At 75.0% G+C, this 23,382-nt stretch carries 24 protein-coding genes; 12 read left to right on the forward strand and 12 right to left on the reverse strand.

Annotated features, from left to right (window positions below):
- Nucleotides 1-70: 70 nt before the first annotated feature.
- A complete protein-coding gene (locus ACFY0O_RS32265; RefSeq protein ID WP_388953297.1) occupies nt 71-601 on the reverse strand; it encodes a rhodanese-like domain-containing protein in 531 nt (176 codons plus the stop codon).
- A gap of 94 nt (nt 602-695) precedes the next feature.
- On the opposite strand from ACFY0O_RS32265, the gene ACFY0O_RS32270 reads away from it, so the two are divergent.
- On the forward strand, nt 696-1,142 hold the full coding sequence (locus ACFY0O_RS32270) for an Lrp/AsnC family transcriptional regulator (protein WP_388953299.1): 447 nt from the start codon (nt 696-698) through the stop codon (nt 1,140-1,142).
- A gap of 6 nt (nt 1,143-1,148) precedes the next feature.
- On the opposite strand, the gene ACFY0O_RS32275 is transcribed toward ACFY0O_RS32270, so the two are convergent.
- Nucleotides 1,149-4,160, reverse strand: coding sequence for an AAA family ATPase (locus tag ACFY0O_RS32275; RefSeq protein WP_388953301.1), 3,012 nt, complete (start codon nt 4,158-4,160; stop codon nt 1,149-1,151).
- Nucleotides 4,157-5,383 carry an exonuclease SbcCD subunit D gene (locus tag ACFY0O_RS32280; protein ID WP_388953303.1) on the reverse strand — a complete coding sequence of 409 codons (1,227 nt, stop codon included), beginning with the start codon at nt 5,381-5,383 and terminating at the stop codon, nt 4,157-4,159. Before ACFY0O_RS32280 ends, ACFY0O_RS32275 begins: the two co-directional genes overlap by 4 nt.
- A gap of 224 nt (nt 5,384-5,607) precedes the next feature.
- Between ACFY0O_RS32280 and ACFY0O_RS32285 the strand changes: the two genes are divergently transcribed.
- Nucleotides 5,608-6,930 (forward strand): vanadium-dependent haloperoxidase, encoded by a 1,323-nt coding sequence (locus tag ACFY0O_RS32285; protein ID WP_388953306.1) that lies wholly within the window; start codon nt 5,608-5,610, stop codon nt 6,928-6,930.
- A 15-nt stretch (nt 6,931-6,945) separates the two neighbouring features.
- Here ACFY0O_RS32285 and ACFY0O_RS32290 read toward each other — a convergent pair whose 3' ends face one another.
- Nucleotides 6,946-7,575, reverse strand: coding sequence for a YigZ family protein (locus ACFY0O_RS32290; RefSeq protein ID WP_388953308.1), 630 nt, complete (start codon nt 7,573-7,575; stop codon nt 6,946-6,948).
- Nucleotides 7,576-7,672: 97 nt separating this feature from the next.
- Between ACFY0O_RS32290 and ACFY0O_RS32295 the strand changes: the two genes are divergently transcribed.
- Nucleotides 7,673-8,077, forward strand: a complete 405-nt coding sequence (locus tag ACFY0O_RS32295) for a CoA-binding protein (RefSeq protein ID WP_079424749.1) — start codon at nt 7,673-7,675, stop codon at nt 8,075-8,077.
- 6 nt (nt 8,078-8,083) lie between these two features.
- Here the strand turns inward: ACFY0O_RS32295 and ACFY0O_RS32300 are convergent, their stop codons facing one another.
- Complete coding sequence (locus tag ACFY0O_RS32300; RefSeq protein WP_388953426.1) at nt 8,084-8,674, reverse strand: helix-turn-helix domain-containing protein; 591 nt, start codon at nt 8,672-8,674, stop codon at nt 8,084-8,086.
- Between the two features lie 107 nt (nt 8,675-8,781).
- Between ACFY0O_RS32300 and ACFY0O_RS32305 the strand changes: the two genes are divergently transcribed.
- The gene (locus ACFY0O_RS32305; RefSeq protein ID WP_388953311.1) at nt 8,782-9,648 is read left to right on the forward strand and encodes an EamA family transporter; all 867 of its coding nucleotides are present in this window, start codon (nt 8,782-8,784) and stop codon (nt 9,646-9,648) included.
- A gap of 16 nt (nt 9,649-9,664) precedes the next feature.
- Here ACFY0O_RS32305 and ACFY0O_RS32310 read toward each other — a convergent pair whose 3' ends face one another.
- Nucleotides 9,665-10,411: an acyltransferase gene (locus ACFY0O_RS32310; protein ID WP_358897870.1), complete on the reverse strand. Its 747-nt coding sequence runs from the start codon at nt 10,409-10,411 to the stop codon at nt 9,665-9,667.
- A gap of 131 nt (nt 10,412-10,542) precedes the next feature.
- Between ACFY0O_RS32310 and ACFY0O_RS32315 the strand changes: the two genes are divergently transcribed.
- Nucleotides 10,543-11,109: a gamma carbonic anhydrase family protein gene (locus tag ACFY0O_RS32315; RefSeq protein ID WP_388953313.1), complete on the forward strand. Its 567-nt coding sequence runs from the start codon at nt 10,543-10,545 to the stop codon at nt 11,107-11,109.
- Nucleotides 11,110-11,153: 44 nt separating this feature from the next.
- On the opposite strand, the gene ACFY0O_RS32320 is transcribed toward ACFY0O_RS32315, so the two are convergent.
- Nucleotides 11,154-11,816: a DedA family protein gene (locus ACFY0O_RS32320; protein WP_388953316.1), complete on the reverse strand. Its 663-nt coding sequence runs from the start codon at nt 11,814-11,816 to the stop codon at nt 11,154-11,156.
- 165 nt (nt 11,817-11,981) lie between these two features.
- A complete protein-coding gene (locus ACFY0O_RS32325) occupies nt 11,982-12,434 on the reverse strand; it encodes a DUF4442 domain-containing protein (protein WP_358897866.1) in 453 nt (150 codons plus the stop codon).
- Nucleotides 12,435-12,530: 96 nt separating this feature from the next.
- Between ACFY0O_RS32325 and ACFY0O_RS32330 the strand changes: the two genes are divergently transcribed.
- Together ACFY0O_RS32330 and ACFY0O_RS32335 are read left to right on the forward strand one after the other, a co-directional pair.
- Nucleotides 12,531-13,571 (forward strand): hypothetical protein, encoded by a 1,041-nt coding sequence (locus ACFY0O_RS32330; RefSeq protein WP_358897864.1) that lies wholly within the window; start codon nt 12,531-12,533, stop codon nt 13,569-13,571.
- A gap of 87 nt (nt 13,572-13,658) precedes the next feature.
- Complete coding sequence (locus ACFY0O_RS32335) at nt 13,659-14,969, forward strand: MFS transporter (protein WP_388953318.1); 1,311 nt, start codon at nt 13,659-13,661, stop codon at nt 14,967-14,969.
- 45 nt (nt 14,970-15,014) lie between these two features.
- Here ACFY0O_RS32335 and ACFY0O_RS32340 read toward each other — a convergent pair whose 3' ends face one another.
- From ACFY0O_RS32340 to tuf, 3 genes are all read right to left on the reverse strand, one after another.
- Nucleotides 15,015-15,806, reverse strand: a complete 792-nt coding sequence (locus ACFY0O_RS32340) for a spermidine synthase (protein ID WP_388953429.1) — start codon at nt 15,804-15,806, stop codon at nt 15,015-15,017.
- A gap of 88 nt (nt 15,807-15,894) precedes the next feature.
- Complete coding sequence (locus ACFY0O_RS32345; RefSeq protein ID WP_388953321.1) at nt 15,895-16,755, reverse strand: patatin-like phospholipase family protein; 861 nt, start codon at nt 16,753-16,755, stop codon at nt 15,895-15,897.
- 86 nt (nt 16,756-16,841) lie between these two features.
- The gene (gene tuf, locus ACFY0O_RS32350) at nt 16,842-18,023 is read right to left on the reverse strand and encodes an elongation factor Tu (protein WP_388953324.1); all 1,182 of its coding nucleotides are present in this window, start codon (nt 18,021-18,023) and stop codon (nt 16,842-16,844) included.
- A gap of 389 nt (nt 18,024-18,412) precedes the next feature.
- On the opposite strand from tuf, the gene ACFY0O_RS32355 reads away from it, so the two are divergent.
- From ACFY0O_RS32355 to lnt, 5 genes are all read left to right on the forward strand, one after another.
- Nucleotides 18,413-19,129: a TVP38/TMEM64 family protein gene (locus tag ACFY0O_RS32355; RefSeq protein ID WP_388953326.1), complete on the forward strand. Its 717-nt coding sequence runs from the start codon at nt 18,413-18,415 to the stop codon at nt 19,127-19,129.
- Nucleotides 19,130-19,177: 48 nt separating this feature from the next.
- Complete coding sequence (locus tag ACFY0O_RS32360; RefSeq protein ID WP_388953329.1) at nt 19,178-20,056, forward strand: undecaprenyl-diphosphate phosphatase; 879 nt, start codon at nt 19,178-19,180, stop codon at nt 20,054-20,056.
- Nucleotides 20,057-20,160: 104 nt separating this feature from the next.
- Nucleotides 20,161-20,337, forward strand: a complete 177-nt coding sequence (locus ACFY0O_RS32365; protein ID WP_358897856.1) for a hypothetical protein — start codon at nt 20,161-20,163, stop codon at nt 20,335-20,337.
- A gap of 68 nt (nt 20,338-20,405) precedes the next feature.
- Entirely contained in the window at nt 20,406-20,867 is a 462-nt protein-coding gene (locus tag ACFY0O_RS32370) for a nuclear transport factor 2 family protein (protein ID WP_388953332.1), read from the forward strand.
- Nucleotides 20,868-20,934: 67 nt separating this feature from the next.
- A complete protein-coding gene (lnt, locus tag ACFY0O_RS32375; protein WP_388953334.1) occupies nt 20,935-22,527 on the forward strand; it encodes an apolipoprotein N-acyltransferase in 1,593 nt (530 codons plus the stop codon).
- Here lnt and ACFY0O_RS32380 read toward each other — a convergent pair.
- Nucleotides 22,466-23,377 (reverse strand): Gfo/Idh/MocA family oxidoreductase, encoded by a 912-nt coding sequence (locus ACFY0O_RS32380; protein ID WP_358897851.1) that lies wholly within the window; start codon nt 23,375-23,377, stop codon nt 22,466-22,468. The two genes, lnt and ACFY0O_RS32380, sit on opposite strands and share 62 nt — an antisense overlap.
- Between the last annotated feature and the right edge of the window lie 5 nt (nt 23,378-23,382).

The raw sequence follows: 23,382 nt of genomic DNA on the forward strand, positions 1-23,382 counted from the left end.
CCGGCACGCGCCGACGGCCGCCCGCTCCCCCGTGCGAGGGGGGCGGGCGGCCGTCGTACGAGGGGGCGGTTCAGCAGCCGCAGTCGTCGGAGTCGGTCGGGGCGGTCAGCGGGTCGGCCTCGGCGCGCTGTTCCCGGCCCTGCCAGGTCTCGACCTCGAAGCCCTCGCGGATCCAGTACTCGATGCCGCCGAGCATCTCCTTGACCTGGAAGCCGAGTTCGGCCAGGGCGAGGGCGGAGCGGGTGCCGCCGTTGCAGCCCGGGCCCCAGCAGTAGGTCACCACGGGCACGCTCTTGTCGAGGAGCTGCTCGGCCTGTTCGGGGATCAGGGCGGTGGGCAGGTGGATCGCGCCGGGCACGTGGGCCTGGTCCCAGGACGGGGTGGAGCGGGAGTCGATCAGCTGGAAGCCCAGGTCGGCGCCCTGCTCGCGGTGGGCCTTGAAGGCGGCGGCGACGTCGGACACGTCCGCGTGGAAGGCGAGGCTGGCGGCGAAGTAGGCGGCGGCCGCCGCCGGGCTGGCCGGGGGGACCCGGAGGACGGGGTTGGCGGGGGCGGAGGCGGAAACGGAGGTGGAGGCGGTCGTGGTGTTCGTCGTCGTCATGGCTCAAAATCTATGAACCGTTGATCATCCCGGGAAGTGGGATTCCCCGGCCTTCGGCTTGTTCGGCCGGGGAATCCCCTGCTAGACCTGCGGCATGAGCGGCTATTCCCCCGACGCCACCGACTGGCGCATCCTGGCGGCCCTCCAGCAGGACGGCCGGGCCAGTTTCACCGATCTCGCCCGGGCCGTGTCGATGTCCGCGAGCGCCGTCACCGAGCGGGTCCGCCGGATGGAGGAGGCCGGGATCATCACCGGCTACACGGCCGTCGTGGACCACGAGAAGCTCGGCAAGGCGATCCTGGCGCTGGTGCGGCTGCGCTATCCGCACGGCAACTACAAGCCGTTCCACGACTTCCTGGAGGCGACCCCGGAGATCCTGGAGGCCCACCACGTCACGGGGGACGACTGCTTCGTCCTCAAGGTGGCCGCCCGTTCGATGGCGCACCTGGAGGAGGTCACCGGCCGGATCGCGGGCCTCGGCCCGGTGACCACCAGCATCGTGTACTCGTCCCCGCTGGCACGCAGGCCGCTCAGTCCGTGATCCCGCTCAGTCCGTGACCCCTGCCGTGCGGTGGCGCACCACGGAGCCGCCGCGTTGCTTGACGATCTCCAGCTGGGCCTGGACCCGGGTGCGCAGGTCGCCGACGTGGCTGACGATGCCCACGCTGCGGTCGCGTTCGCGCAGCGAGTCCAGGACGTCGAGGACCTCGTCCAGGGCCTGGTCGTCGAGGCTGCCGAAGCCCTCGTCGATGAAGAGGGTGTCCAGGCGCATGCCGCCCGCCTCGTCCGTGACCACGTCGGCCAGTCCCAGGGCCAGGGCGAGCGAGGCGAAGAAGGTCTCGCCGCCCGAGAGGGTGGCGGTGTCGCGTTCGCTGCCGGTCCAGGAGTCCACCACGTGCAGCCCGAGGCCCGAGCGGCCGCGTCCGCTCGCCCGGGCGTCGGAGTGGACGAGGGTGTAGCGGCCACCGGACATGCGCAGCAGGCGTACGGTCGCGGCGGCGGCGACCTGCTCCAGCCGGGCGGCCAGGACGTAGGACTCCAGCCGCATCTTGCGCTCGTTGTCGGCGGAGGTGCCCGCGGTGAGCCCGGCGAGGCGGGCCACGCGCTCGTAGGCCTCGCGCAGCGGGCCCAGGGCGCGCAGCTCCTGCTCGGCCTGGCGGGAGAGCCGGTCCAGTTCGGCGCAGCGGACCCGGGCGGCGTCCACCGCCGAGCCGGCGGTGCGCAGCCGGGCTGCGGTCCGTTCCGCGGCGGCCTCGGCGGCGGCCGGGTCGGCCGGGGGCAGGGCGGCGGCCGCGGCGGTGTCGGCCTCGGCGCGGCGGTCGGCGAGCATCGCCTCCTCGGCCTGCCAGGCGTCCAGGCGGTGCTGGAGGGCGGTGCGCTCGTACTCGGGGAGCACGGCGTCGGCGGCGGCCTCGACGGTGTCGAAGCCGGCCTTGAAGGCGGCGTCGGCGAGCCGGTCGTCGGCCTCCTTCAGCCGGGCGGTGGTCTCCTCGGCGCGGCGCAGGGCGGCGGCGGCCGTGGTGACCATGCGGATGCGGTCCTCCAGGGTGCGGGCGCGGGCCGCGACGCTGGGCGAGTCGCCCCGGACGAGGACGAGTTCGGCTTCGAGGGCGGCCTGCTCCTGGTCGAGGGCCTCGCGCCGGGAGGCCCGGGCGGCGGCCCGGCGTTCGGCTTCGAGCCGGTCGGAGCTGCGCGCCTCGTGCTCCCGTTCGGCGCGGGCGAGGCGTTCGCGGGCGGTGTGGAGCCCGGCGGCCTCGGCATGGGCGGCGGCGTGGCGCTCGCCCAGGTCGGCGGTGAGGGCGAGGAGTCCGGCGGTGGTGGCGTCCCCGGCGGCGCCGGCGGCCTCGGCCTCGGCCTCGCGGACGGCGGCGAGGCGGCGTTCGACGGCGGTGCGGCGCTCCTCGGTCTGCTCGTAGCGGGCGTGGGCGGCGTCCTCGGCGGCCCGGTCCACGTGCCCGGGGGCGGGGCGGGCCGGCGCGGGGTGTTCCGGCGAGCCGCACACCGTGCAGGGCTCCCCGGCGGTCAGGGCGGCGGCCAGCTCGGCGGCGATACCGCGCAGCCGGGCCTCCTTGAGGTCCAGCCAGCGTTCCTTCGCGGCGAACGACTCCTCGCGTACGGAGTCCAGCTCCCCGGCGGCGGCTTCGGCGTCGGCGGCGAGGGAGTCGCGGCGCCGGGCGGCGGCCAGCTGCGCCCGGGCGGGCTCCAGCCGGCCGGCGAGCTGCTCGGCGAGGGTGAGGGCCTGCTGGGCGGCGTCGACCCGCTCCTGCAGGGCGGCGCGGGTGGCCTCCCAGCGGGCCAGCCACTCGGCCGACTCCTGGTGCTGCTCCTCGGCGTCACGGGACTCCCGCTCCAGCGTGGCCCGCTCACGGCCGATCTCGGCGCTGCGCTGTTCCGCCCGCTGGGCGGCGCCGGCCGCGCCGAGGTCCTCGCGCAGCCGCTGCTCGACGGCGCCGAGCTGCTCGGCGCCGGCCCCGGCGAGGGCGGGGGGCAGCTCCGCGCGCGCGAGGCTCTCGGCGTGCGCGGCGGTGAGGTGGGCGGCGGCCGCGGCCCCGCGCAGTTCCAGGGCGGGGGCCACGAGGGCGCCGCGGCGGGCCCGGTCCAGCAGCTCCCGCACCCGGGCGCGCTCCGGTTCGGCCTGCGCCAGCAGGTCGGCCCGGCGGGCGGTCTCGGCGTGGCGGCGCTGGAGCCGGTCGAGCTCCCGGGCCTCCTCGGCGGCGCGCCGGGCCGCGGCGTGCCGTCCCTCGGCGGCGGCGAGGGCGTACTCGGCGACGGTGAGCCGCTCGCGGGCGGAGCAGCGGGCGACGGCCGCCCAGGCCCGGACCGCACCGGCGAGGCCGGGGTCGCCGGGCTGGTGGGCGGGCAGGGGCCAGGCCCGCAGGTCGGCGCTGTCGCCGGCGGCCTGGGCGAGGCGCTGGGCGGCGGCGAGCACCTTCTCGTCGCCGGCCCGGACCTTGGCCTCGGCGGCCCGGCGGCGTTCGGCGAGCAGGGTCTCGACGGCGGCGAAGCGGCGGGTGTCGAAGAGGCGGCCGAGGAGCCGGCCGCGAGCTTCGGCGCCGGCCCGCAGGAACTGGGCGAACTCGCCCTGCGGGAGGAGGACCACCTGGCAGAACTGTTCGCGGCTCATGCCGAGGAGCTGTTCGACCTCCTCGCCGATCTCCTGGTGGGAGCGGCTGAGCGCGGTCCAGCCGGCGCCGGTGTGCTCGCGCAGCCAGGACTGGGCCTTGTCCTTGGTGGTGCCGGTGCCGCGCTTCTTGGGGCGGTCCTGTTCGGGGCGGCGGGTGATCTCCAGCCGGCGGCCGCCCACGGTGAGTTCGAGGGTGACCTCGGTCGGGGTGTCGGGGGCGGCGTGGTCGCTGCGCAGGGTGGTGCCGGGGGCCTGGCGCGAGCCGGGCACGGAGCCGTAGAGGGCGTAGCAGACGGCGTCGAGGACGGAGGTCTTGCCGGCGCCGGTGGGGCCGTGCAGCAGGAAGATCCCGGCGCCGGACAGGGCGTCGAAGTCGATGGTCTGGGCGGCGGCGAAGGGGCCGAAGGCGGTGACCTCGAGCCGGTGCAGCCTCATCGGCCGGCCTCCGGAAGGCCGCCCTCGACCCGGACGTCCGCGGTCCGCGCGTCCGCGGTCCGCGCGTCCGCGGCCCGAACGTCCGCGGTCCGTACGTCCTCGAACGCGCCGCGCAGGACGGCCCGTTCGGCCTCGTCGGCGGCGGCGCCGACGCGGACGTGGGCGACGAAGTCCTCGGCGATCTCCTGGTCGCTGCGGCCGCGCAGGCGCTGGGCGTAGGAGGCGGCGCCGTCGTCCTGGCGGCCCTCGGGGTCGAAGGCGAGGCTGAGGGTGTGGGGGAAGCGGGCGGTGAGCCGGGCCATGGGGTCCTGGGGGCGGGCGGGGTCGGTGAGGACGGCTTCGACCCAGCTGTCCTCGCTGCCGGTGTGCGCGGGGTCCGCCAGCAGGTCCTCCAGGCGGCCGCGGAGCCGGGCGAGGGGGCGGGGGACGGGGGTGTCGAGCCGTTCGGCGGTGAGCTCCCCGGCGGGGCCGAGTTCGACGAGCCACATGCTCTTGCGGTGGCCGGCCTCGGAGAAGGAGTAGGCGAGCGGGGAACCGGAATAGCGGACCCGTTCGTTGATCGTCTGGCAGCCGTGGAGGTGGCCGAGGGCCGCGTAGTCGACCCCCTCGAAGAGGGAGGCGGGGACGGCCTCGACCCCGCCGACGGCGATGTCGCGTTCGCTGTCGCTGGCCTGCCCGCCGGTGACGAAGGCGTGCGCGAGGACGACGGAGCGGGTGCCCTCGGGGCGGCCCGCCAGATCGGCGCGGATCCGGTCCATGGCGGCGCCGAGAACGGCCTCGTGGCTGACCTTCTCCGCGGCGAACTCGTCCTTGACCAGGGCCGGTTCGAGGTAGGGCAGCCCGTAGAGGGCGACGTCGCCGTGCGCGTCGGCCAGCAGCACGGGGTCGGCGCAGCCCGCCGGGTCGGTCCTGAGGTGGATCCCGGCCCGGCCGATCAGTCCGGCGCCGACGCCGAGCCGGCGGGCGGAGTCGTGGTTGCCGGAGATCATCACGGTGGGCACGCCGAGGTCGGCGAGCCGGTGCAGGGCGCGGTCGAAGAGCTCGACGGCGGGCAGCGGGGGCACGGCGCGGTCGTAGACGTCCCCGGCGACGAGGACCGCGTCGACCGCGTGCTCCCGCACGGTCTCGACGAGGTGGTCGACGAAGGCGGCCTGCGCCCCGAGCATGTTCACGCGGTGGAAGGACCGGCCCAGGTGCCAGTCGGAGGTGTGCAGGAACTTCACTCGACCGCTCCGACCCGCACGCCCGCTCCTCCACGCCTTCCGCACCGGCACACCTGCGCGCCGGCCATCCAAGGTAACCCGTCCGCGGGTCCGCCCCTGCCGGAAGGAGGAACCGGCCCGTTCCGTTACGGGGTGATGGCGGCCGTGACAACGTTCCGTGGCCGGTCCCCGCCGGCGGCTTCGCGCGCTTGTCCGCCGTCCCGGCCGCTGGTTGGCTTCGCCGCATGCCGCTCCCGCGACCTTCCCGCGCCCCGCTGCCCCGTCCCGCCGGACCGTTCCGCCCCCGACGGGCCCGTACCCGTCCCGCGCTGCTCGCCGCCGGCTGCGCGGCGCTGCTGGCGCTGACCGCCGCCGTGCCCTCGGCCGCCGCTCCCCTGCGGCCGGAGCCGGCCGCCGCCGATTCCGTGGTGCTCGACTGGTACGACACCACCGCGCGGACCGTGGCCGCGACGGCCGCCCCGACGCAGATCACCAACAGCCGCACCTGGGCGGTCGGCTGGATCGCCGCCGCCCGCGCCGCCCGTGAGGCCCCCGGCGGCGGGCCGGGCCGGGCCCGGTTCCAGGACGCCGCCGTCGCCTCCGCGGTCCACGACGTCCTGCTCGCCGTCGCCCCTTCCCGCAAGGACGACCTCGACACGGCCCTGGCCGCCTCCCTCGCCGGCATCCCGGACGGCCCGGCCGAGGACCGGGGCGTGGCCGCCGGGGCCCGCCAGGCCAGGGCGGTGCTCGCCGCCCGGGCCGGCGACGGCCTCGATCCGGCCTCCTCCAACGCCCCCTTCCCCGTGCCGCCGGCCGCCCCCGGGGTCTGGCAGCCGACCCCCGACGGCTACGCGCCCGCCATCCAGTACGGCAACCGGCTGGCCAGGCCCTTCCTGCTGGAGCGCGCCGACCAGTTCCGGCCGGGCCCGCCGCCCGCGCTGGACTCCGACCGCTACCGGGCCGACCTGGAGGAGGTGCGCGCGTACGGCGCGGCCGACAGCGCGGTACGCACCGCGCGCCAGAGCGAGACGGCGAACTTCTGGTACAGCGGTTCGCTCACCCTCTACACCGATGCGCTGCGCGTGGCCGTGGCCCGCTCGCACGGTTCGACCGCCGACCGGGCGGCGCTGCTCGCGCTCTTCCACGCGGCGTCCGTCGACACCCAGATCGCGACCTCCGACGGCAAGTACACGTACCTGCGCTGGCGTCCGGTGACGGCGATCCGCACGGGCGCGATCGGCACCGACCCGGCCTGGCGCCCGCTGCACAACACCCCCGCCCACCCCGACTACCCGAGCGGCCACGCCACCTACGCGGGCGCGGCGCAGGCCGTCCTCGACGCCCTCGCGGGGCCGGTGACGGAGCCCTTCGACCTGACCAGCCCGACCGCGCCGGGTGTGCACCGCGCGTACACGGGGTGGGCGCAGCTGACCCGGGACAACGTGGACGCCCGGGTGTACTCGGGGATCCACAGCCGCTCCGCCGACGAGGCGGGCGCCCGGCTCGGCGACGCGGTCGGCCGGTATGCGCTGCGCCACGCGGACCGGCTGCTGTCCGGCCGCCTCTGACGGCCGGCCCGGGCCTCAGCCCTCGCCGTAGGCCTCTCCGCCGAGCTCGAACCCGGCGGTCCCGGCGGTGACGTCGTTCAGCCAGGCCCGGAAGGACTCCACCTCCGCCTCGGGGAGGCCGATCTCGATGGAGACGGCCTCTCCGTAGCGCACGTCCAGCACGGTGCGGCCGGTGGAGCGCAGGTCGTTCTGCGTCTTGCCGGCGCGCTGGTGGTCGACGGTGACGGTGGCCAGCCGGTAGCGGTGGCGGGTGACGGTGCCGAGCGCGTCGAGGGCCTCCCCGACGACCCCGCCGTAGGCGCGGATCAGTCCGCCGGCGCCCAGCTTGACGCCGCCGTAGTACCGGGTGACGACGGCCACCGCGTAGCGGACGTCGCGCCGGGTCAGCATCTGCAGCATGGGCACGCCGGCGGTGCCGCCCGGCTCGCCGTCGTCGCTGGCCTTCTGGACGGAGGCGTCGGCGCCGATCACGTAGGCGTAGCAGTTGTGCGTGGCGGTGGGGTGCTCGCGGCGGATGCGCGCGATGAAGTCCTGCGCCTCCTGCTCGGTCGCGGCGGGCGCGAGCGAGCAGAGGAAGCGCGAGCGGTTGATCTCGGACTCGTGCGATCCCTCACGGGCCACCGTCTCGTACTGGTCTGCCTTCACCGCTCCACCCTACGGGGAATCGGACAGGTGTCCTTTTCGTTGATCCGTCGGAACCGGAGGAACCCCCACCGGGGCAAGCGGCAGCAGGAGGCGGCGCGTGTACGGCGATCAGGAGACCATCCGCAGGATCCTCACCGAGCTCGGCGACACCTGGGCGGTGGTCGGGCTGTCGAACAACGAGGACCGGGCGGCCTACGGCGTGGCCAAGGTGCTCCAGCGGTTCGGCAAGCGCGTCGTGCCCGTCCACCCGAAGGCGGAGACGGTACACGGCGAGCCGGGCTACCCCTCGCTGGAGGCCATCCCCTTCAAGGTGGACGTGGTGGACGTGTTCGTGAACAGCACGCTGGCCGGTGAGGTCGCGGACGAGGCGGTCGCCGCCGGGGCCGAGGCCGTCTGGTTCCAGCTGAACGTGATCGACGAGGCCGCCTTCGCCCGGACCCGGGAGGCCGGGCTGGCGATGGTGATGGACCGCTGCCCGGCGATCGAGATCCCCGCGCTCTGACGCCCGTCAGCGGTGGCCTTCCGCCCGCTGGACGGGCGGGATCGAGACGGCCATCGTCATCTCCATCGCCACCGCACCCTCGTTGCGGTAGGCGTGCGGGACGTTCGCCTCGAAGGAGACGGCCCCGCCGGCCGGCACCGCGTGCCGGTCGTCGGCGATCTCGAGGGTCAGTTCCCCGGCCGTGACGTGCAGCATCTCGAACGTCCCGGCCGGGTGCGGGTCGGACGCGGTGCCGTCGCCGGGCTCCAGCCGGTAGGTCCACATCTCCACCGGGCCGCGGCGGTCGTCGCCCAGGAGCATCCGCGCCTCGCTGCCCGGTTCTCCGGACCACATGCGGACCCCCTGCCCCGGGAGCACCACGTGCACCTGTGGGCTGCGGTCGTGGTCGAGCAGGGTGGTGATGCTCACCCCGAGGGCGTCGGCCAGTTTGACCGTCGTGCCGACGCTCGGGTTCGTACGGGCCTGCTCGATCTGGATGATCATGCCGCGACTGACCCCCGCGCGGGCCGCGAGCGCGTCCAGGGTGAATCCGCGTTCCCCGCGCCACCGCTTGAGGTTGCGGGCGAGCGCCTGGGTGAGCTGTTCGAGATCCGACACCATTCCGTCCAATATTTTGGATGACACAGTTCAACAGAGTGAACTAACCTGCGGCGTATTCGATGCTGCACTCCACCGTTCACCGCACTGTACTGCGAGGTCCTGCCATGACCGCCCTCTTCGCCCTGGCCACCGCCCTGCTCTGGGGCCTCGCCGACTTCGGCGGCGGGTTGCTGACGCGCCGCCTGCCGGCGCTCACGGTGGTCGTGGTCTCGCAGGTCGCCGCGGTCCTGGTGCTCGGCTCCGTCGTGCTCGCCACCGGCGCCTGGCACGAGGCCGGCCCGCAGCTGTGGTTCGCGGTGGCGGCGGGGCTGGTCGGGCCGGCGGCCATGCTCAGCTTCTACAAGGCGCTCGCCCTGGGCCCGATGGGCGTGGTCTCGCCGCTGGGCTCCGTCGGCGTGGTCGTGCCGGTCGGGGTGGGGCTGGCGCTGGGCGAGCGGCCGGGAGCGGGCCAGTTCGCGGGGATCGCGGTCGCCGTCACCGGCATCGTCCTCGCCGGCGGCCCCGAGCTGCGCGGCGCGCCCGTGCAGCGGCAGGCGGTCCTGCTGACCCTGGTCGCCGCCTTCGGCTTCGGCGCGGTGATGGCGCTGATCTCGCAGGCCTCCACGACGGTCACCGGCCTGTTCCTCGCGCTCCTCGTCCAGCGGGTCACCAACGTCGTCGTCGGCGGCGCCGCCCTGTGGGCGCGGACCCGGCGCGGCGCCCCGGCGCTGCCGGAGGGCGCCGGCCCGCGCGTCCTGTGGGGGCTGCTGCCGGCGCTGGCGTTCGTGGGCCTGGCGGACGTCGCGGCCAACGGCACCTACTCGATCGCCGCGCAGAGCGGCCCCGTCACGGTGGCCGCCGTACTCTCCTCGCTCTACCCGGTGGTCACGGCCCTCACGGCGTTCGCCGTGCTCAAGGAGCGGCTGCGCGGCGTCCAGGCGGCGGGCGCCGGCCTCGCCCTGGCCGGCACGGTCCTCCTCGCGGCCGGCTGACCCGACCCCCGGCGCGCTACGGCTCGCCCGCCTCCGCCAGCGCCGCCAGGCCGCGCAGTTGCGCCGAGGTGACCCCGTCGGGGATCGGTACCGGCGCCGGGGTGCGCAGCGGTGGCTGCCAGCCGGTCTCCGGCTCCCAGCGGCGCACGACCTTGGCCGGGGCCCCCGCCACCACGGCGTGGTCCGGCACCTCGCCCCGTACGACGGCCCCCGCCGCCACCACCACGTTGCGGCCCAGCTTCGCCCCGGGGAGGATCACCGCCCCCGTGCCCAGCCAGCAGCCCGGCCCGATCTCCACCGGGGCGCTGCGCGGCCACTGCTTGCCGACGGGCTCGTGCGGGTCGTCGTAGCTGTGGTTGGTGGAGGTGATGTAGACCCCGGGCCCGCAGAAGGTGTCGTCTCCGATGGCGATGCGGGCGTCCGCGATGACGTGGCTGCCCCGGCCCAGGACCACGCCGTTGCCCAGGACCAGCACCGGGTCGGGGCCGAGGTCGAGGCCGGGCATCATCCCGGCGGTCAGCGTGACCTGCTCAGCGATGATGCAGTGGCCGCCCATGCGGATCCACGGCTCGCCGAAGACGGTGCCCTGCGGGAAGGCGAGCCGGGTGCCGTCGCCGATCGCCCCGAAACGCAGCCGGCCCGGGTTCTGCGCGGTGACCGCGCCCGCCTGCTGCATCCAGCGCCAGCCCGCGTGGACCGCGCGGCTGGCGACACGGCGGCGCAGGGCCGCCAGGGATGAGAACGTGTTCTGGTTCTTCGGCACCCGGCCACGGTAGTGGGCCGCGCCCCGGACGTCCGGACCGCGTTCCTGTGATCTTCACCCCATCGACGCCCGGGGGCGGCCCGTGCCCTACGGTGCCGGTAGCGCGGCATCCGGAAACAGAGGAAACGATCATGACGAACCACACGGACCACCCGGGCCAGGCCGGTCACGGAGCTCTCATCGCGGCCGTGGGCGACCGGCGGCCGTCCGTGGACCCGACGGCGTTCACCGCCCCGACCTCGGTCGTGGTCGGCGACGTCACCCTGGGCGCGGGCGCCAGCGTCTGGTACTCGGCGGTGCTGCGCGGCGACTGCGGACCGATCACGCTGGGCGCCGACAGCAACGTTCAGGACAACTGCACGCTGCACGTGGACCCCGGCTTCCCGGTGTCCGTCGGCGAGCGGGTCTCGATCGGCCACAACGCCGTCGTGCACGGCTGCACCGTGGAGGACGACTGCCTGATCGGGATGGGCGCGACGGTCCTGAACGGAGCCGTCATCGGCGCCGGTTCGCTGGTGGCTGCGCAGGCCCTGGTCCCCCAGGGGATGGTGGTCCCGCCGGGCTCGCTGGTGGCGGGCGTGCCGGCCAAGGTACGGCGGGAGCTCACCGCCGAGGAGCGCGAGCACATCAAGCTGAACGCCGCGATGTACACGGAGCTGGCGAAGCAGCACCGCGCCTCGGTGACGCCGGAGTCCTGACCGCCGCCGGGGCTCCCGGGGCGGGAGCCCCGGGCGCCGTGGGCTCAGTCCGCTGCGCCCGCCGAAGCCGTGACCCGCTGGGCCGCCTCCGCACGGGCGGCGGCCGCGGCCTTCTTCATCCGGGCGCGCACCACCAGCGTGACGACGAGCCCGAGCAGCAGGGCCGCCACCAGGGCCAGCCAGGAGAACCGCTTCAGCCAGGGCTCGGCGACGATGCCGACCGTGTAGATGACCGCGGTGGTGCCGCCGGCCCAGAGGACGCCGCCGAGGACGTTGGCGATCAGGAACCGCCAGTACGGCATGCGCAGCACGCCCGCGAGCGGCCCGGCGAAGATCCGCAGCAGGGCCACGAACCGGCCGAAGAAGACGGCCCACATCCCCCACCGGTCGAACGAGCGCTCCGCCACGGCCACCTGCTCCGGCCCGAAGTGCTTCGGGAAGCGCCGGCCCAGCTTCTCCAGCAGCGGCTTGCCGCCGCGGCGGCCGATCGCGTACCCGATGGAGTCGCCGACGATCGCCCCCGCGATCGCGCAGAGCCCGAGGACCACGGGGTCGATGTGCCCTTGCTGCGAGGCCAGCAGGGCCGCGCTGACGAGGATGATCTCCCCTGGCAGCGGGATGCCCAGGCTCTCCAGTCCGATGACCAGACCCACCAGGAGATAGACACTGATCGCCGGAATCGTCTCCAGCCATTCCTGGACATCCACCGGTTCGCCCTCCCTCGTCTCACCGGCGCGCCCCGGGGACACGCCGAACGAGCAGCCTATCCGCTCCCCGCCACGGGCCCCGCCCGCAGCACGGGTTCGCGGGGCGAACGACCGGCGAACACCAGCCGGCGGCGCGGACCGCACCGCCGGCGGCGGGCGTCGGGGTCAGGCGTTGGGGCGCAGCGTCCAGACGACCGTCATCTCGCCCGTGACGGCCTCGTCCTCGCGCTGGATGGCAATGGTGACGGGGAACTCGGGGCGGCCGCCCGCGTCGAGTTCGGCGACGACCTCGGCGGCCGGGCGGCCGAGGGTGGCGGTGGCCGTCACGACGCCCTTGGCGAGCTTCTTGTAGCCGATCTCGGCCTTGACGGCCAGCGGCACCGCGCGCGAGAGCTGGTCGCCGAAGGCGGCCAGGACGATCGCGCCGCTCGCGGACTCGGCCAGGGTGAACATCGCGCCGGCGTGCGGGCCGCCGAGGTGGTTGTGGAAGGCCGGCTGGTCCGGGAGCCGGACGACGGCGCGCTCCGCGGTGGTCTCCAGGAACTGGAGGTTGAGGGTCCCGGCCATCGGCACGGTCTTCGCGAGCAGTTCGCCCACGTTCATCTGTTCTGCGCTCATGGCAGGCGATGTTACCCACGAGTAGATGAGGTTGGCCAGAGCCCGCGAGGGGGCGGACGTGGCTCCGGCAGGCCACGCGCACTATGGTTACCGGCCATGTGGCCAGGACAGCAGCAGCCGCCCGGGGGACAGCAGGGCCCCCAGGACGCGCAACAGAACCCGTACCAGCAGCAGCCGGGACAGCCGAACCCGTACCAGCAGCAGCCCCAGCCGGGATTCGGTCAGCAGCAGCCCGGCTACGGATACCCGCAGGCGGGCGGTTACCAGACCCCGCCGCCGGTCCAGCCGTGGGGCCAGCCCACCCCGCAGCCGCCCGCGCCGCGGGCTTCCGGCGGGAGCCCGTTCTCGACGAAGACCGTGGCCATCGTGGCCGCCTCGGCGGTCGTCGTGACGGCGGCCGCGACCGGGGCCTTCGTGCTCACCCGGGATGACAAGGGGAGCAACCAGGCGAGCAACAAGCCGGCCGCCGCCTCCTCCTCGGCGCCCCCCACCTCCGCCGCGCCGCCCGCCCCGAGCGGCAACCCGCGCGGCGGCGGCGACGCCAAGCCCGTGATCCCGGGCTGGAAGGTGGTCATGAACCCGAAGCACGGCACCGCCTTCGACGTCCCGCCGGAGTGGAACGTGGCGAGCTCCGGGGTGATCGCCGGCTTCGAGGACTCGAAGAAGGGCGACGGCTCCCCCCTCGTGACGTTCTCCGCACCCGCCTTCCTCAAGGAGGACTGGTGCAAGGTGGACTCCAACAAGGACGGCAAGGAGGAGAGCACCGGACTGGCCGGCACCGGCACCAAGGGCGGCCAGGGCGCCAAGGACACCGCCGGGGCCGCGCACAGCGAAGCGGGCACCTGGGTGTTCGCCGCCTTCTCGCAGAAGCTCCCCGAGGACCGGGTCAAGATCTCCGAGTCCAAGGAGTTCACGACCCTCTCCGGCCTCAAGGGGCACTACGCGACGGCGACCGTCAGCGACATCCCCAAGGAGAACAAGTGCTCTACGGACGGCAAGAGCATCGCCTTCAGCTTCCGCAACTCCAAGGGTGATTTCGCCAGCTGGGTCCTGTGGAGCGCCGCCGGGGTCCCCGGCGAGGTGGACCAGGCCACCGAAGAGAAGATCATGAGCTCGGTCCGCCTCATCGCCAACTGACCTCACGCCCCACCCCACCCTCGGGCCGATTATCCGTTTTCCGGTTATTCGTTTGGATTCTCGGCCCGGGGCAGGGATAGTCCCCGGGTGAGCTCTCCCCCCGCCGACTCCGCCGCTCCCTCACGCCGCCTCCCGGCCTGGGCGGGCCGCAACTACACCCTGCTGACCGGCGCGGCCGTCGTGACGAACCTCGGCAGCCACGGAGCGCTCATCGCCTCCGCCTTCGCCGTCATGGACGCGGGCGGCTCCGGAGGCGACGTCGGCCTCGTCGCGGCGGCCCGTACGCTGCCCCTGGTCCTCTTCCTGCTCGTCGGCGGCGCCCTCGCCGACCGGCTCCCCCGCCACCGCGTGATGGTCGCGGCCAACGCCCTGAACTGCCTCTCGCAGGCCGCCTTCGCCGTGCTGGTCCTCACCGGCGAGCCCCGGCTGTGGCAGATGATGCTGCTCACCGCCCTCTGCGGCACCGGCACCGCCTTCTTCAACCCGGCCGCCGAGGGCATGCTCCTGTCCAGCGTCTCGGGCGAGCACTCCCACCGCGCCTTCGCGATGTTCCGGATGGCGATGAACGGCGCGGGCATCGGCGGCGCGGCCCTGGGCGGCGCCCTGATCGCCGCGATCGGCCCCGGCTGGGTACTGGCCGTGGACGCGGCCGCCTTCGCCGTAGCGGGCGCCCTGCGCGCCTTCCTCGACGTCGGCCACATCGCCGAACGGACCCCGGGCGGGGGCCTGCTGGCCGACCTGCGCGAGGGCTGGGTGGAGTTCCGCTCCCGCGCCTGGCTGTGGAGCATCGTGCTCCAGTTCTCCGTCGTCGTCGCCGTGGTCGGGGCCGCCGAGTCGGTGTACGGGCCCCTCGTGGCCCGCGACCGGCTGGGCGGGCCGGCCCCCTGGGGGGTGGCCCTGGCCTTCTTCGGCGTGGGCACCATCGCCGGCGCCGTTCTGATGATGCTGTGGAAACCGCGCCGCCTGCTGCTGGTCGGCACCCTGTGCGTGTTCCCGCTGGCGCTGCCCTCGGCCGGCCTCGCGGTCCCGCTGCCCAGCTGGGGGCTGTGCGCGGTGATGTTCGTCAGCGGCACCGCCGTCGAGGTGTTCGGCGTGAACTGGATGACGACCATGCACCAGGAGATCCCCGAGGAGAAGTTCTCCCGGGTCTCCGCCTACGACTGGTTCGGCTCGCTCTCGCTGCTCCCCCTGGCCACCGCCCTGGCCGGCCCGGCCGAGAGCGCCGTCGGCCGCACCCCGGCCCTGTGGGGCTGCGCGGCCCTGGTGATCGTCCCCACGGCCCTGGTCCTCCTCGTCCCGGAGGTCCGCCACATCACCCGCCGACCGGCCCCCGCCACACCGGCCGCAGCCGGTTCCAGCCCGCCCGCCCCGGCTCCCTCCAGTCCCGCCGGCGTGTGAGGCCCGGGGCCCGGGGGCGGAGCCCCCGGGACACCCCCGGCACCCTCACCCCAGGCTGAACGCCCCCTCCGGCGGCTCGGGCGAGGCGACGGCGTCGGCGTCCGCCACCACCCGGGCCCCCCGCATGAACCGCGCGAGCCCCTCCCCCGACTCCACCCGCGCCGGGAACGCGTCCCCGGCACACCGCCGGGCCAGCGCCGCCACCGGCAGCGGGGCGTCGGAGGCCAGCAGCACCGCGTTCCCGAAGCGCCGCCCGCGCAGCACCCCGGGCTCGGCGATCAGCGCGAGCTCGCCGAACGCGGCGGCGAAATTGGCCAGCTGGGCCCTCAGGAAGCCGAACGGCGCCCCGTCGGCCAGGTTCGCCGCGTAGAGCCCGCCGGGCCGCAGCACCCGGGCGGCCTGCCGGGCGTACTCCACCGAGGTCAGCTGGGCCGGCACCCGCGAGCCCCCGAACACGTCCGCCACCAGGACGTCCGCGCTCGCCCCCGGGGCCCGCTCCAGCCAGGCCCGGGCGTCGGCGGCGTGCACCTCCACCCGCGCCCCGGCCGCCAGCGGCAGGTGCTCCGCCACCAGCTCCACCAGCCCCGCGTCGAACTCGACCACGGTCTGGCGGGAGCCCGGCCGGGCCGCCGCGGCGTAGCGGGGCAGGGTCAGCGCGCCGCCGCCCAGGTGGAGCAGGTCCAGCGCGGCCCCCGCTTCGGCCGCGCAGTCCAGTACGTGCGCGAGACGGCGTACGTACTCGAACTCCAGGTGCTCCGGCTCGTCGAGGTCGACGTAGGACTGCGGAGCCCCGTTCACGGTGAGCAGCCAGGCCCGCTCCCGGTCCACGTCCGGCATCAGCTTGGCGGTGCCCTGGCCCGTTTCCCGGATCACCGGGATCTGTTCGTCGCTCACCCCACCATTGTCGGGCCCGCCGCACGCCCCCTCAGGCCGCCGACCAGACGGCCGCCGCCTCGGCCGCGTGCGCGGCGGCCTGGGCCAGCCCCGCCCGCGCCGCGGCCGCCCGCCGGGCGGGGTCGAGCACGTTGCGGCCGAAGGCCTTGCGGGCCTCCGGGGACGAGACGATCAGCAGCACCCGGGCCCCCTCGGCCCGCAGCCGCTCGGCCTGCTGGACGGGCGAGGGGAGCTTCCCCACGCCGACGGGCAGCGGGGCGAGGATCACCACGCGCCGGTAGCCGGCCGCCAGGTCGGCGTTGACGGCGGAGCGGACGCCGCCGTCCACGTACCGGCGGCCGTCGATGGTGACGGGCGGCCAGACCCCGGGCACGGCGCAGCTCGCCGCGACGGCGTCCACCAGCCCGGCCCCGTGCTCCCGGTCGAAGAGGGCGCTCTCGCCGGTCAGCGCGTCGACGGCGGTGACGACCAGCCGCCGCTCGGGCCACTCGTGCGAGACGAGCCGGGCCGCCAGGACCGCGCGCCGCTCCGCCTCGTCGGGGGTGTCGGCGGCGAGGGCGAGGGCGCCGACCCGCCGGCCGTACTCGGCGGCGTCGCGCGAGCGGACCATGGCGAGGGCGTACCGGGCGAGCAGGCCCGCGCCGAACTTCGCGGCGATCTCCCCGGCGGGGTCGGCGAGCTGGCGCTCGTAGAGCTCGCGCGGGGTGAGCAGCCCGGAGGCGACCTGGGCGCCCACCACCGAGCCGGCGGAGGTACCGACGACGAGGTCGGCGCCGGTGAGGTCCACTCCGGCGCGGGCGAGCCCGTAGAGGATCCCGGCCTCCCAGCCGACGCCGGTGAGCCCGCCGCCGCCGAGCACCAGTGCCGTGTCGCGTACCGTCTCGCCGCTCATCCCCGCCCGCCCCTCGCTCCGCCCACGGGCCGCCCGTGGGGTGACGGCAGTCTGGCAAAGCCGGACCGCCGCCACCACAGCCGGGGCTACCCGAGCACCTCGCTCACCGTCCCCGCGCCGACCGTGCGCCCGCCCTCGCGGATCGCGAAGCCGAGGCCGGCCTCCAGGGGCACGTCCCGGCCCAGCTCGACGGTCATGGTGACCGTCTCCCCGGGCCGGGCCACCCCGGCCGCGCCGAGGTCCACGTCCCCGACCACGTCGGCGGTGCGGATGTAGAACTGCGGCCGGTAGCCGGAGGACAGCGCCGTCGTCCGGCCGCCCTCCCGCGCGGAGAGGACGTACACCTGCGCGGTGAACCGCCGCCGCGGGGCCACGCTGCCGGGGGCGGCGACCACGTGCCCGCGCCGCACCCCGTCGCGGTGCACCCCGCGCAGCAGCAGCGCCACGTTGTCCCCCGCCTCGGCGGACTCCATCGGCTTGCCGAAGGTCTCCAGGCCCGTGACGACGGTCTCCACGGGCTCGCCGTCGCCCCCGAGGAGCGCCACGCGGTCGCCGAGCCGGACGGTGCCGCGCTCGACGGCGCCCGTCACGACGGTGCCGCGGCCGGTGATGGTCAGGACGTTCTCGACCGGCAGCAGGAACGGCGCGTCCGTGTACCGCACGGGCATCGGCACGTACGTGTCCACCGCGTCGAGCAGCGCCTCGATGGCCCCCGTCCAGCGCGGGTCGCCCTCCAGCGCCCCCAGCCCGGAGACCCTTACGACCGGGGCCTCGTCGCCGCCGTAGCCGTGGGCGCTGAGCAGCTCGCGGACCTCCAGCTCGACCAGGTCGGTCAGCTCCGGGTCGCCGGCGTCGGCCTTGTTGAGGGCCACGACGATGTGGTCCACGCCGACCTGCCGGGCGAGGAGCACGTGCTCGGCGGTCTGGGGCATGACCCCGTCGAGGGCGGAGACGACGAGGATGGCCCCGTCGAGCTGGGCGGCGCCGGTGACCATGTTCTTGATGTAGTCGGCGTGGCCGGGCATGTCGACGTGGGCGTAGTGGCGGGTGTCGGTCTCGTACTCGACGTGGGTGAGGTTGATGGTGATGCCGCGCCGGGCCTCCTCGGGGGCGCGGTCGATCCGGTCGAACGGCACGAAGGAGGCGCCGCCGCGCTCGGCGAGGACCTTGGTGATGGCGGCGGTGAGGGTGGTCTTGCCGTGGTCGACGTGCCCCATGGTGCCGATGTTGAGGTGCGGCTTGGTGCGGGCGAAGGCCGTCTTGGCCATGATGTCTTTTCCCGTGTCTGGAAGCTGGAACGGGACCCCTGGAACGAACCGACCCTCCCCCTGCGGGGTCCGCCGGACGATCCGGGAAGGGTCAGCTTCGTGCGCCGTCGAACGCGGCGAAGGCCGCTGCGGCGAAGGCCTCTGCCAGGGCGGGTGCCGCGGAGGCGGGGAGGGCAGCCTTCGGCGCGTCCGCGACTGCGGACGGCGCTGCGGGGAAGGCGTACCGGGACATGCCCCTGATCCTGCCCGAGGCGGCGGTGCGCGTCGAACGAATTACCGCCGGGCCCGGGCCGGTTGGCGGCCGCCCCGCGCGGCCGTGCCCGGCTCCCTTCGTCCGGGTGAGGTCCGGATTACGGCGGGGCGGCGCGCCTGTCGGTTAATCTCCCCGGATGTCCCTCCTCCTCGCGCCGTGGACGCGGCTGTCGCTGCTCGTCGTACTGCTCGTGGCGGCCGGGGTCTGCGTCCTGGTCTACGAGCCCCAGCGGCTGCTCTCCCAGGGCTGGCAGACGGGGCTCCCCGTGGGCGTGGCCGTGCCGCTGTTCGCGGGGGCCTACGGGCTGTGCACGGCGGCGTTCGTGCCGCGCCCGCTGCTGAACCTCGCCGCGGGCGCCGTCTTCGGCAGCCAGTTCGGCGTCGTGGCGGCCGTCGGCGGCACGGTGCTGGGGGCCGGGATCTCCTTCGGCCTGGGCCGGGCCATGGGCCAGCAGGCGCTGCGCCCGTTCCTGCGCGGGCGCTGGCTGAAGGCGGCCGACGCCCAACTGAGCGGGCACGGCTTCCGTTCCGTGCTGGCGGTCCGGATCTTCCCCGGGGTGCCGTTCGCCGCGGCCAACTACCTGGCGGCGGTCTCCCGCTGCGGCTGGCTCCCGTTCCTGCTGGCCACGGCCCTCGGCACGGTGCCCAACACGGCCGCGTACGTGATCGCGGGAGCCAGTGCCTCGGCGCCCGGATCCCCCGCGTTCCTGGTCGCGTCCGGGTTCATCACCGTCTCCGGTACGGTCGCCGCCGCGGTCGCCTGGCGCAAGCGGGACCGCCTCGCGGCCCCGGCCGTGCGCGAGCCCTCGTCCGTACACCCCCCTGTGGTCGGTGCCGCACCCCACGGGCCCTAGCATCGGACCCGAACTGCCCGACGATCACAAGGACGAACACCCACCGACATGAGCTGGTTCGAATCCCTAATCCTCGGTCTCGTCCAAGGTCTCACGGAGTTCCTCCCGATCTCCTCCAGTGCGCACCTGCGGCTGACGGCCGCCTTCGCCGGCTGGCACGACCCGGGTTCGGCCTTCACCGCGATCACCCAGATCGGCACCGAGGCCGCCGTGCTGATCTACTTCCGCAAGGACATCGCGCGGATCGTGTCGACCTGGTTCCGCTCGCTCTACACCAAGTCGCTGCGCTCCGACCAGGACGCGCGGATGGGCTGGCTGGTCATCGTCGGCTCCATCCCGATCGGCGTCCTGGGCATCGCGTTCAAGGACCAGATCACCGGCCCGGCCCGTGACCTGCGGCTGACCGCCACCACCCTGATCGTGATGGGCCTGATCCTCGGCTTCGCCGACTGGCTGGCCTCGCGGGACGAGCAGGGCGGCCGGCACCGGGTGGTCAAGCAGCGCAAGACGCTCAGGGAGCTCGGCGTCAAGGACGGTCTGATCTTCGGGGTGTGCCAGGCGATGGCGCTGATCCCGGGCGTCTCGCGCTCGGGTGCGACGATCTCCGGCGGTCTGCTGCTGGGCTTCACGCGCGAGGCGGCGGCCCGCTACTCCTTCCTGCTGGCCATCCCGGCCGTGCTGGCGTCGGGCGCCTTCGAGATCAAGGACGTGATCGAGAGCCCCGGCCACATCACCTGGGGGCCGACGATCTTCGCCACGGTGATCGCCTTCTTCGTCGGCTACGCCGTCATCGCATGGTTCATGCGCTTCATCTCCTCCAAGAGCTTCATGCCCTTCGTGATCTACCGCATCCTGCTCGGCATCGCGCTGTTCGTGCTGATCGGCATGGGCGTGCTGGAGGCGGAGGCGGGCGCGTCCGGCAGCTAGGACGCACGCGTACGTGACGGAGGCCGCCCGGGGAACGTTCCCGGGCGGCCTCCGCGTCGTTGTGCCCGGTGAGACCTGAACGGCGAGCGACTGGGGGTTGTCCCATGGGTCGGGTGGTACTGGAGCGTTTTCCGGCCGGAAGTCCGCGCGGCAGCTGGCCCGCGGAGGAGTACGCGGCCCAGCGGACGCGCGAGGGCGTGCCGGCGGAGGTGGTGATGGACCTGGCCAGTGACGCGTTCCTGGTCGTGCTCCGCCAGCGGGAGGTGCGTTCCGGCCACTGAGCCGCGTCCGGAAGTCCCGTGGCCGCATGCCCCTTGGCCTCGTGGCCCGCCGGCCGCACACTGACCCGATGACGCAGCGTGTGGACCTTGCGACGGTGATGGACCGGCTGGCGGTCGACGAGGTGGTCTCGGGGTACGCGGCGGCCGTCGACGACGGCGACTGGGCGGTCTACCGCGCCCTGTTCACCCCGGACGGCCGGGCCGACTACGGTTCCGCGGGCGGGATCGAGGGGCCGGCCGGGGAGGTGGCCGACTGGCTCGCGGAGACCATGCGGCTGTTCCCGGTGCGCCAGCACCTCGTCGTCAACCGGCGGATCCTGCTGGAGGACCGGGACGGCTCCCCCGGTGACACGGCGCGGGTGCTGGCCGACTTCCTGAACCCGATGCGGCTCGCGGGCGAGGGGGACACGGCCACCGCCCCCAACTTCGTCGCCGCCGGGCGCTACACCTTCACGCTCGCCCGCACCGCCGCGGGCTGGCGGCTCACCGGGGTCACCGTGCACGAGAAGTGGCGCCACACGCAGGCCTGAACGCCGGCCGGGAGGTTGCGGGCGCGGCCCGCCGGATGCGGTCCCACACTGGAGGCGGAGGCACGTCATGGTCGCGGAGCTGAGCGGGCGGAGCCTGCGGAACGGGGCCCGGGGGCGGAACGGGGCCCACGGGCGCGGCGGGCGGGCCGTGGGCGCGGTCGCCGCCGGGGCGCTGCCCTGCCTGGCCTTCCCCGCCCCGGCGCTGTGGTGGCTGGCGTACGTGGCCCTCGTGCCCTGGATGCTGCTGCTGCGCTCCGCCCCCACCGGGCGACGGGCGGCGCTGGAGGGCTGGCTGGGCGGGGCGGGGTTCATCGTCGCGGTGCACCACTGGCTGCTGCCGAGCCTGCACGTGTTCCTCCTGCCCCTCGCCGCGCTGCTGGGGCTGCTGTGGGTCCCCTGGGCGCTGCTGGTACGGGAGTTGCTGGGCGGGACTCCCGGTCCGGGCCGGGCCGCGGTCGCGCTGCTCCTCGTACCGGCGGGGTGGCTGCTGTCGGAGCTGGTCCGGTCCTGGCAGGGGCTGGGCGGGCCGTGGGGGTTGCTCGGGGCCAGCCAGTGGCAGGTCCCGGCGGCGCTGCGGCTGGCCTCCGTGGGCGGGGTGTGGCTGGTGAGCCTGCTGGTGGTCGCCGTGAACTGCGCCGTGGTGCTGCTGGCCGCCGCGCCGGGGGCGCGGGTGGCGGCGGTGGCCTCCGTGGCGGGGTGTGCGGTGCTGACGGGCGTGGTGTGGCTGTGGCTGCCGCGCCCGGAGCCGGCGGGCGGGCTGCGCGTGGCCGTCGTGCAGCCCGGTCCGGTGGACGGGACGGACGGCGGCGCGGAGCGGCGGTTCGCCGTCGAGGAGCGCCTGACGTCGGAGCTGGCGGGCACGCACCCCGATCTTGTGGTGTGGGGCGAGAGCAGCGTCGGCGCGGACCTGGCGGCGCGGCCCGACCTGTCCCGGCGGCTGGCGGAACTCTCCGCGCGGGTCGGCGCCCCGGTGCTGGTCAACGTGGACGCCCGCCGCTCGGACCGGCCGGGGATCTACAAGAGCTCGGTGCTGGTCGGACCCCAGGGGCCCACCGGCGACCGGTACGACAAGATGCGGCTGGTGCCCTTCGGCGAGTACATACCGGCCCGCTCCGTGCTGGGCTGGGCCACCTCGGTGGGCAAGGCGGCGGGCGAGGACCGGATGCGGGGCGCCGGGCCGGTGATCATGGACCTGCCCGGCGGGACCCGGATCGGCCCGCTGGTGTGCTTCGAGTCCGCCTTCCCCGACATGAGCCGGTACCTGGCCGACGAGGGGGCCGGGCTGCTGGTCGCCCAGTCGTCGACCTCGACCTTCCAGCACAGCTGGGCGCCGGCCCAGCACGCCTCGCTGGCGGCCCTGCGCGCCGCCGAGACCGGCCGCCCCATGGTGCACGCCACCCTGACCGGGATCAGCGCCGTCTACGGGCCCACGGGCGAGCGGATCGGCGCCACCCTGCCCACCTCGGCGAGCACGGCGGCCGTGTACGAGGTGCCGCTGGCCCGGGGCACGACCCTCTTCGTCCGGTTCGGGAACTGGCCCGGCGGGGCCTGTCTGGCCGTGCTCGGCCTGTACTGCGCGGTCCGGGGTGCCGGGGCGGTCAGGGGCGCGCGCTCTGCTCCAGCGCCGTCAGCACCACCCGCTCGCACAGCTCGTGGGTGAGCAGCGCGTCCCGGGCGCTGAGCACCTTGCCGCCCTCCACGGCCTCCAGGAAGGTGTCGACGGCCTGCTCGATCCCGCGCTGGCGGGCCACGGGGACCCAGTCCCCGCGCCGGCGCACCGTCGGCTGCCCCTTGTGGTCGATGACCTCGGCGAGGTTGACGACCTGGCGCTTGGAGTCCTGCCCGGATACCTCCAGGACCTCTTCGGTGGAGCCGGAGAGCCGGTTCATGATGCCGAGGGCGGTGAACCCCTCACCGGACATCTGGAGCACCACCTGTGACATCAGCCCCTCGCGCACCACGGCGCGGACGTCGACGTGGTCGGCCTCGCCGGGCAGCAGGAAGCGCAGGGTGTCGACGACGTGGATGAAGTCGTCGAGGACCAGGGTGCGCGGGTCCTCGGGGAGCCCGACCCGGTTCTTCTGCAGGACGATGAGATCGCGCGGGAGGTCGGCGCACTGGGCGTACCCGGGCGCGTGGCGGCGGTTGAAGCCGACGAAGAGGGAGGTGCCGCGCTCCTCCGCCAGCTCGACCAGGCGGCGGGAGTCGGCGAGTTCGTAGGCGAGGGGCTTGTCCACGTACGTGGGCACGCCCGCCTCCAGCAGCCGTTCCACGATCTCGGGGTGGACACCGGTCGGGGCGTGCACGAAGGCGGCGTCCAGGCCCTGGGCGATCAGCGCGCCGAGGGAGGCGTGGCGGCGGCCCTCGGGGACGTGGTGGACCGCGCCGAGCCGCTCCAGCGTGGCGTGGGTACGGGTCTGCAGGTGCAGTTCGACCCCGGGGCGGGTGGTGAGGACGGGCAGGTACGCCTTCTGCGCGATGTCGCCGAGTCCGATGACGCCGACCTTCACCGGGA

It is taken from the genome of Streptomyces sp. NPDC001594, from assembly GCF_042893675.1.
In the GTDB taxonomy this organism is placed as follows: Bacteria; Actinomycetota; Actinomycetes; order Streptomycetales; family Streptomycetaceae; genus Streptomyces.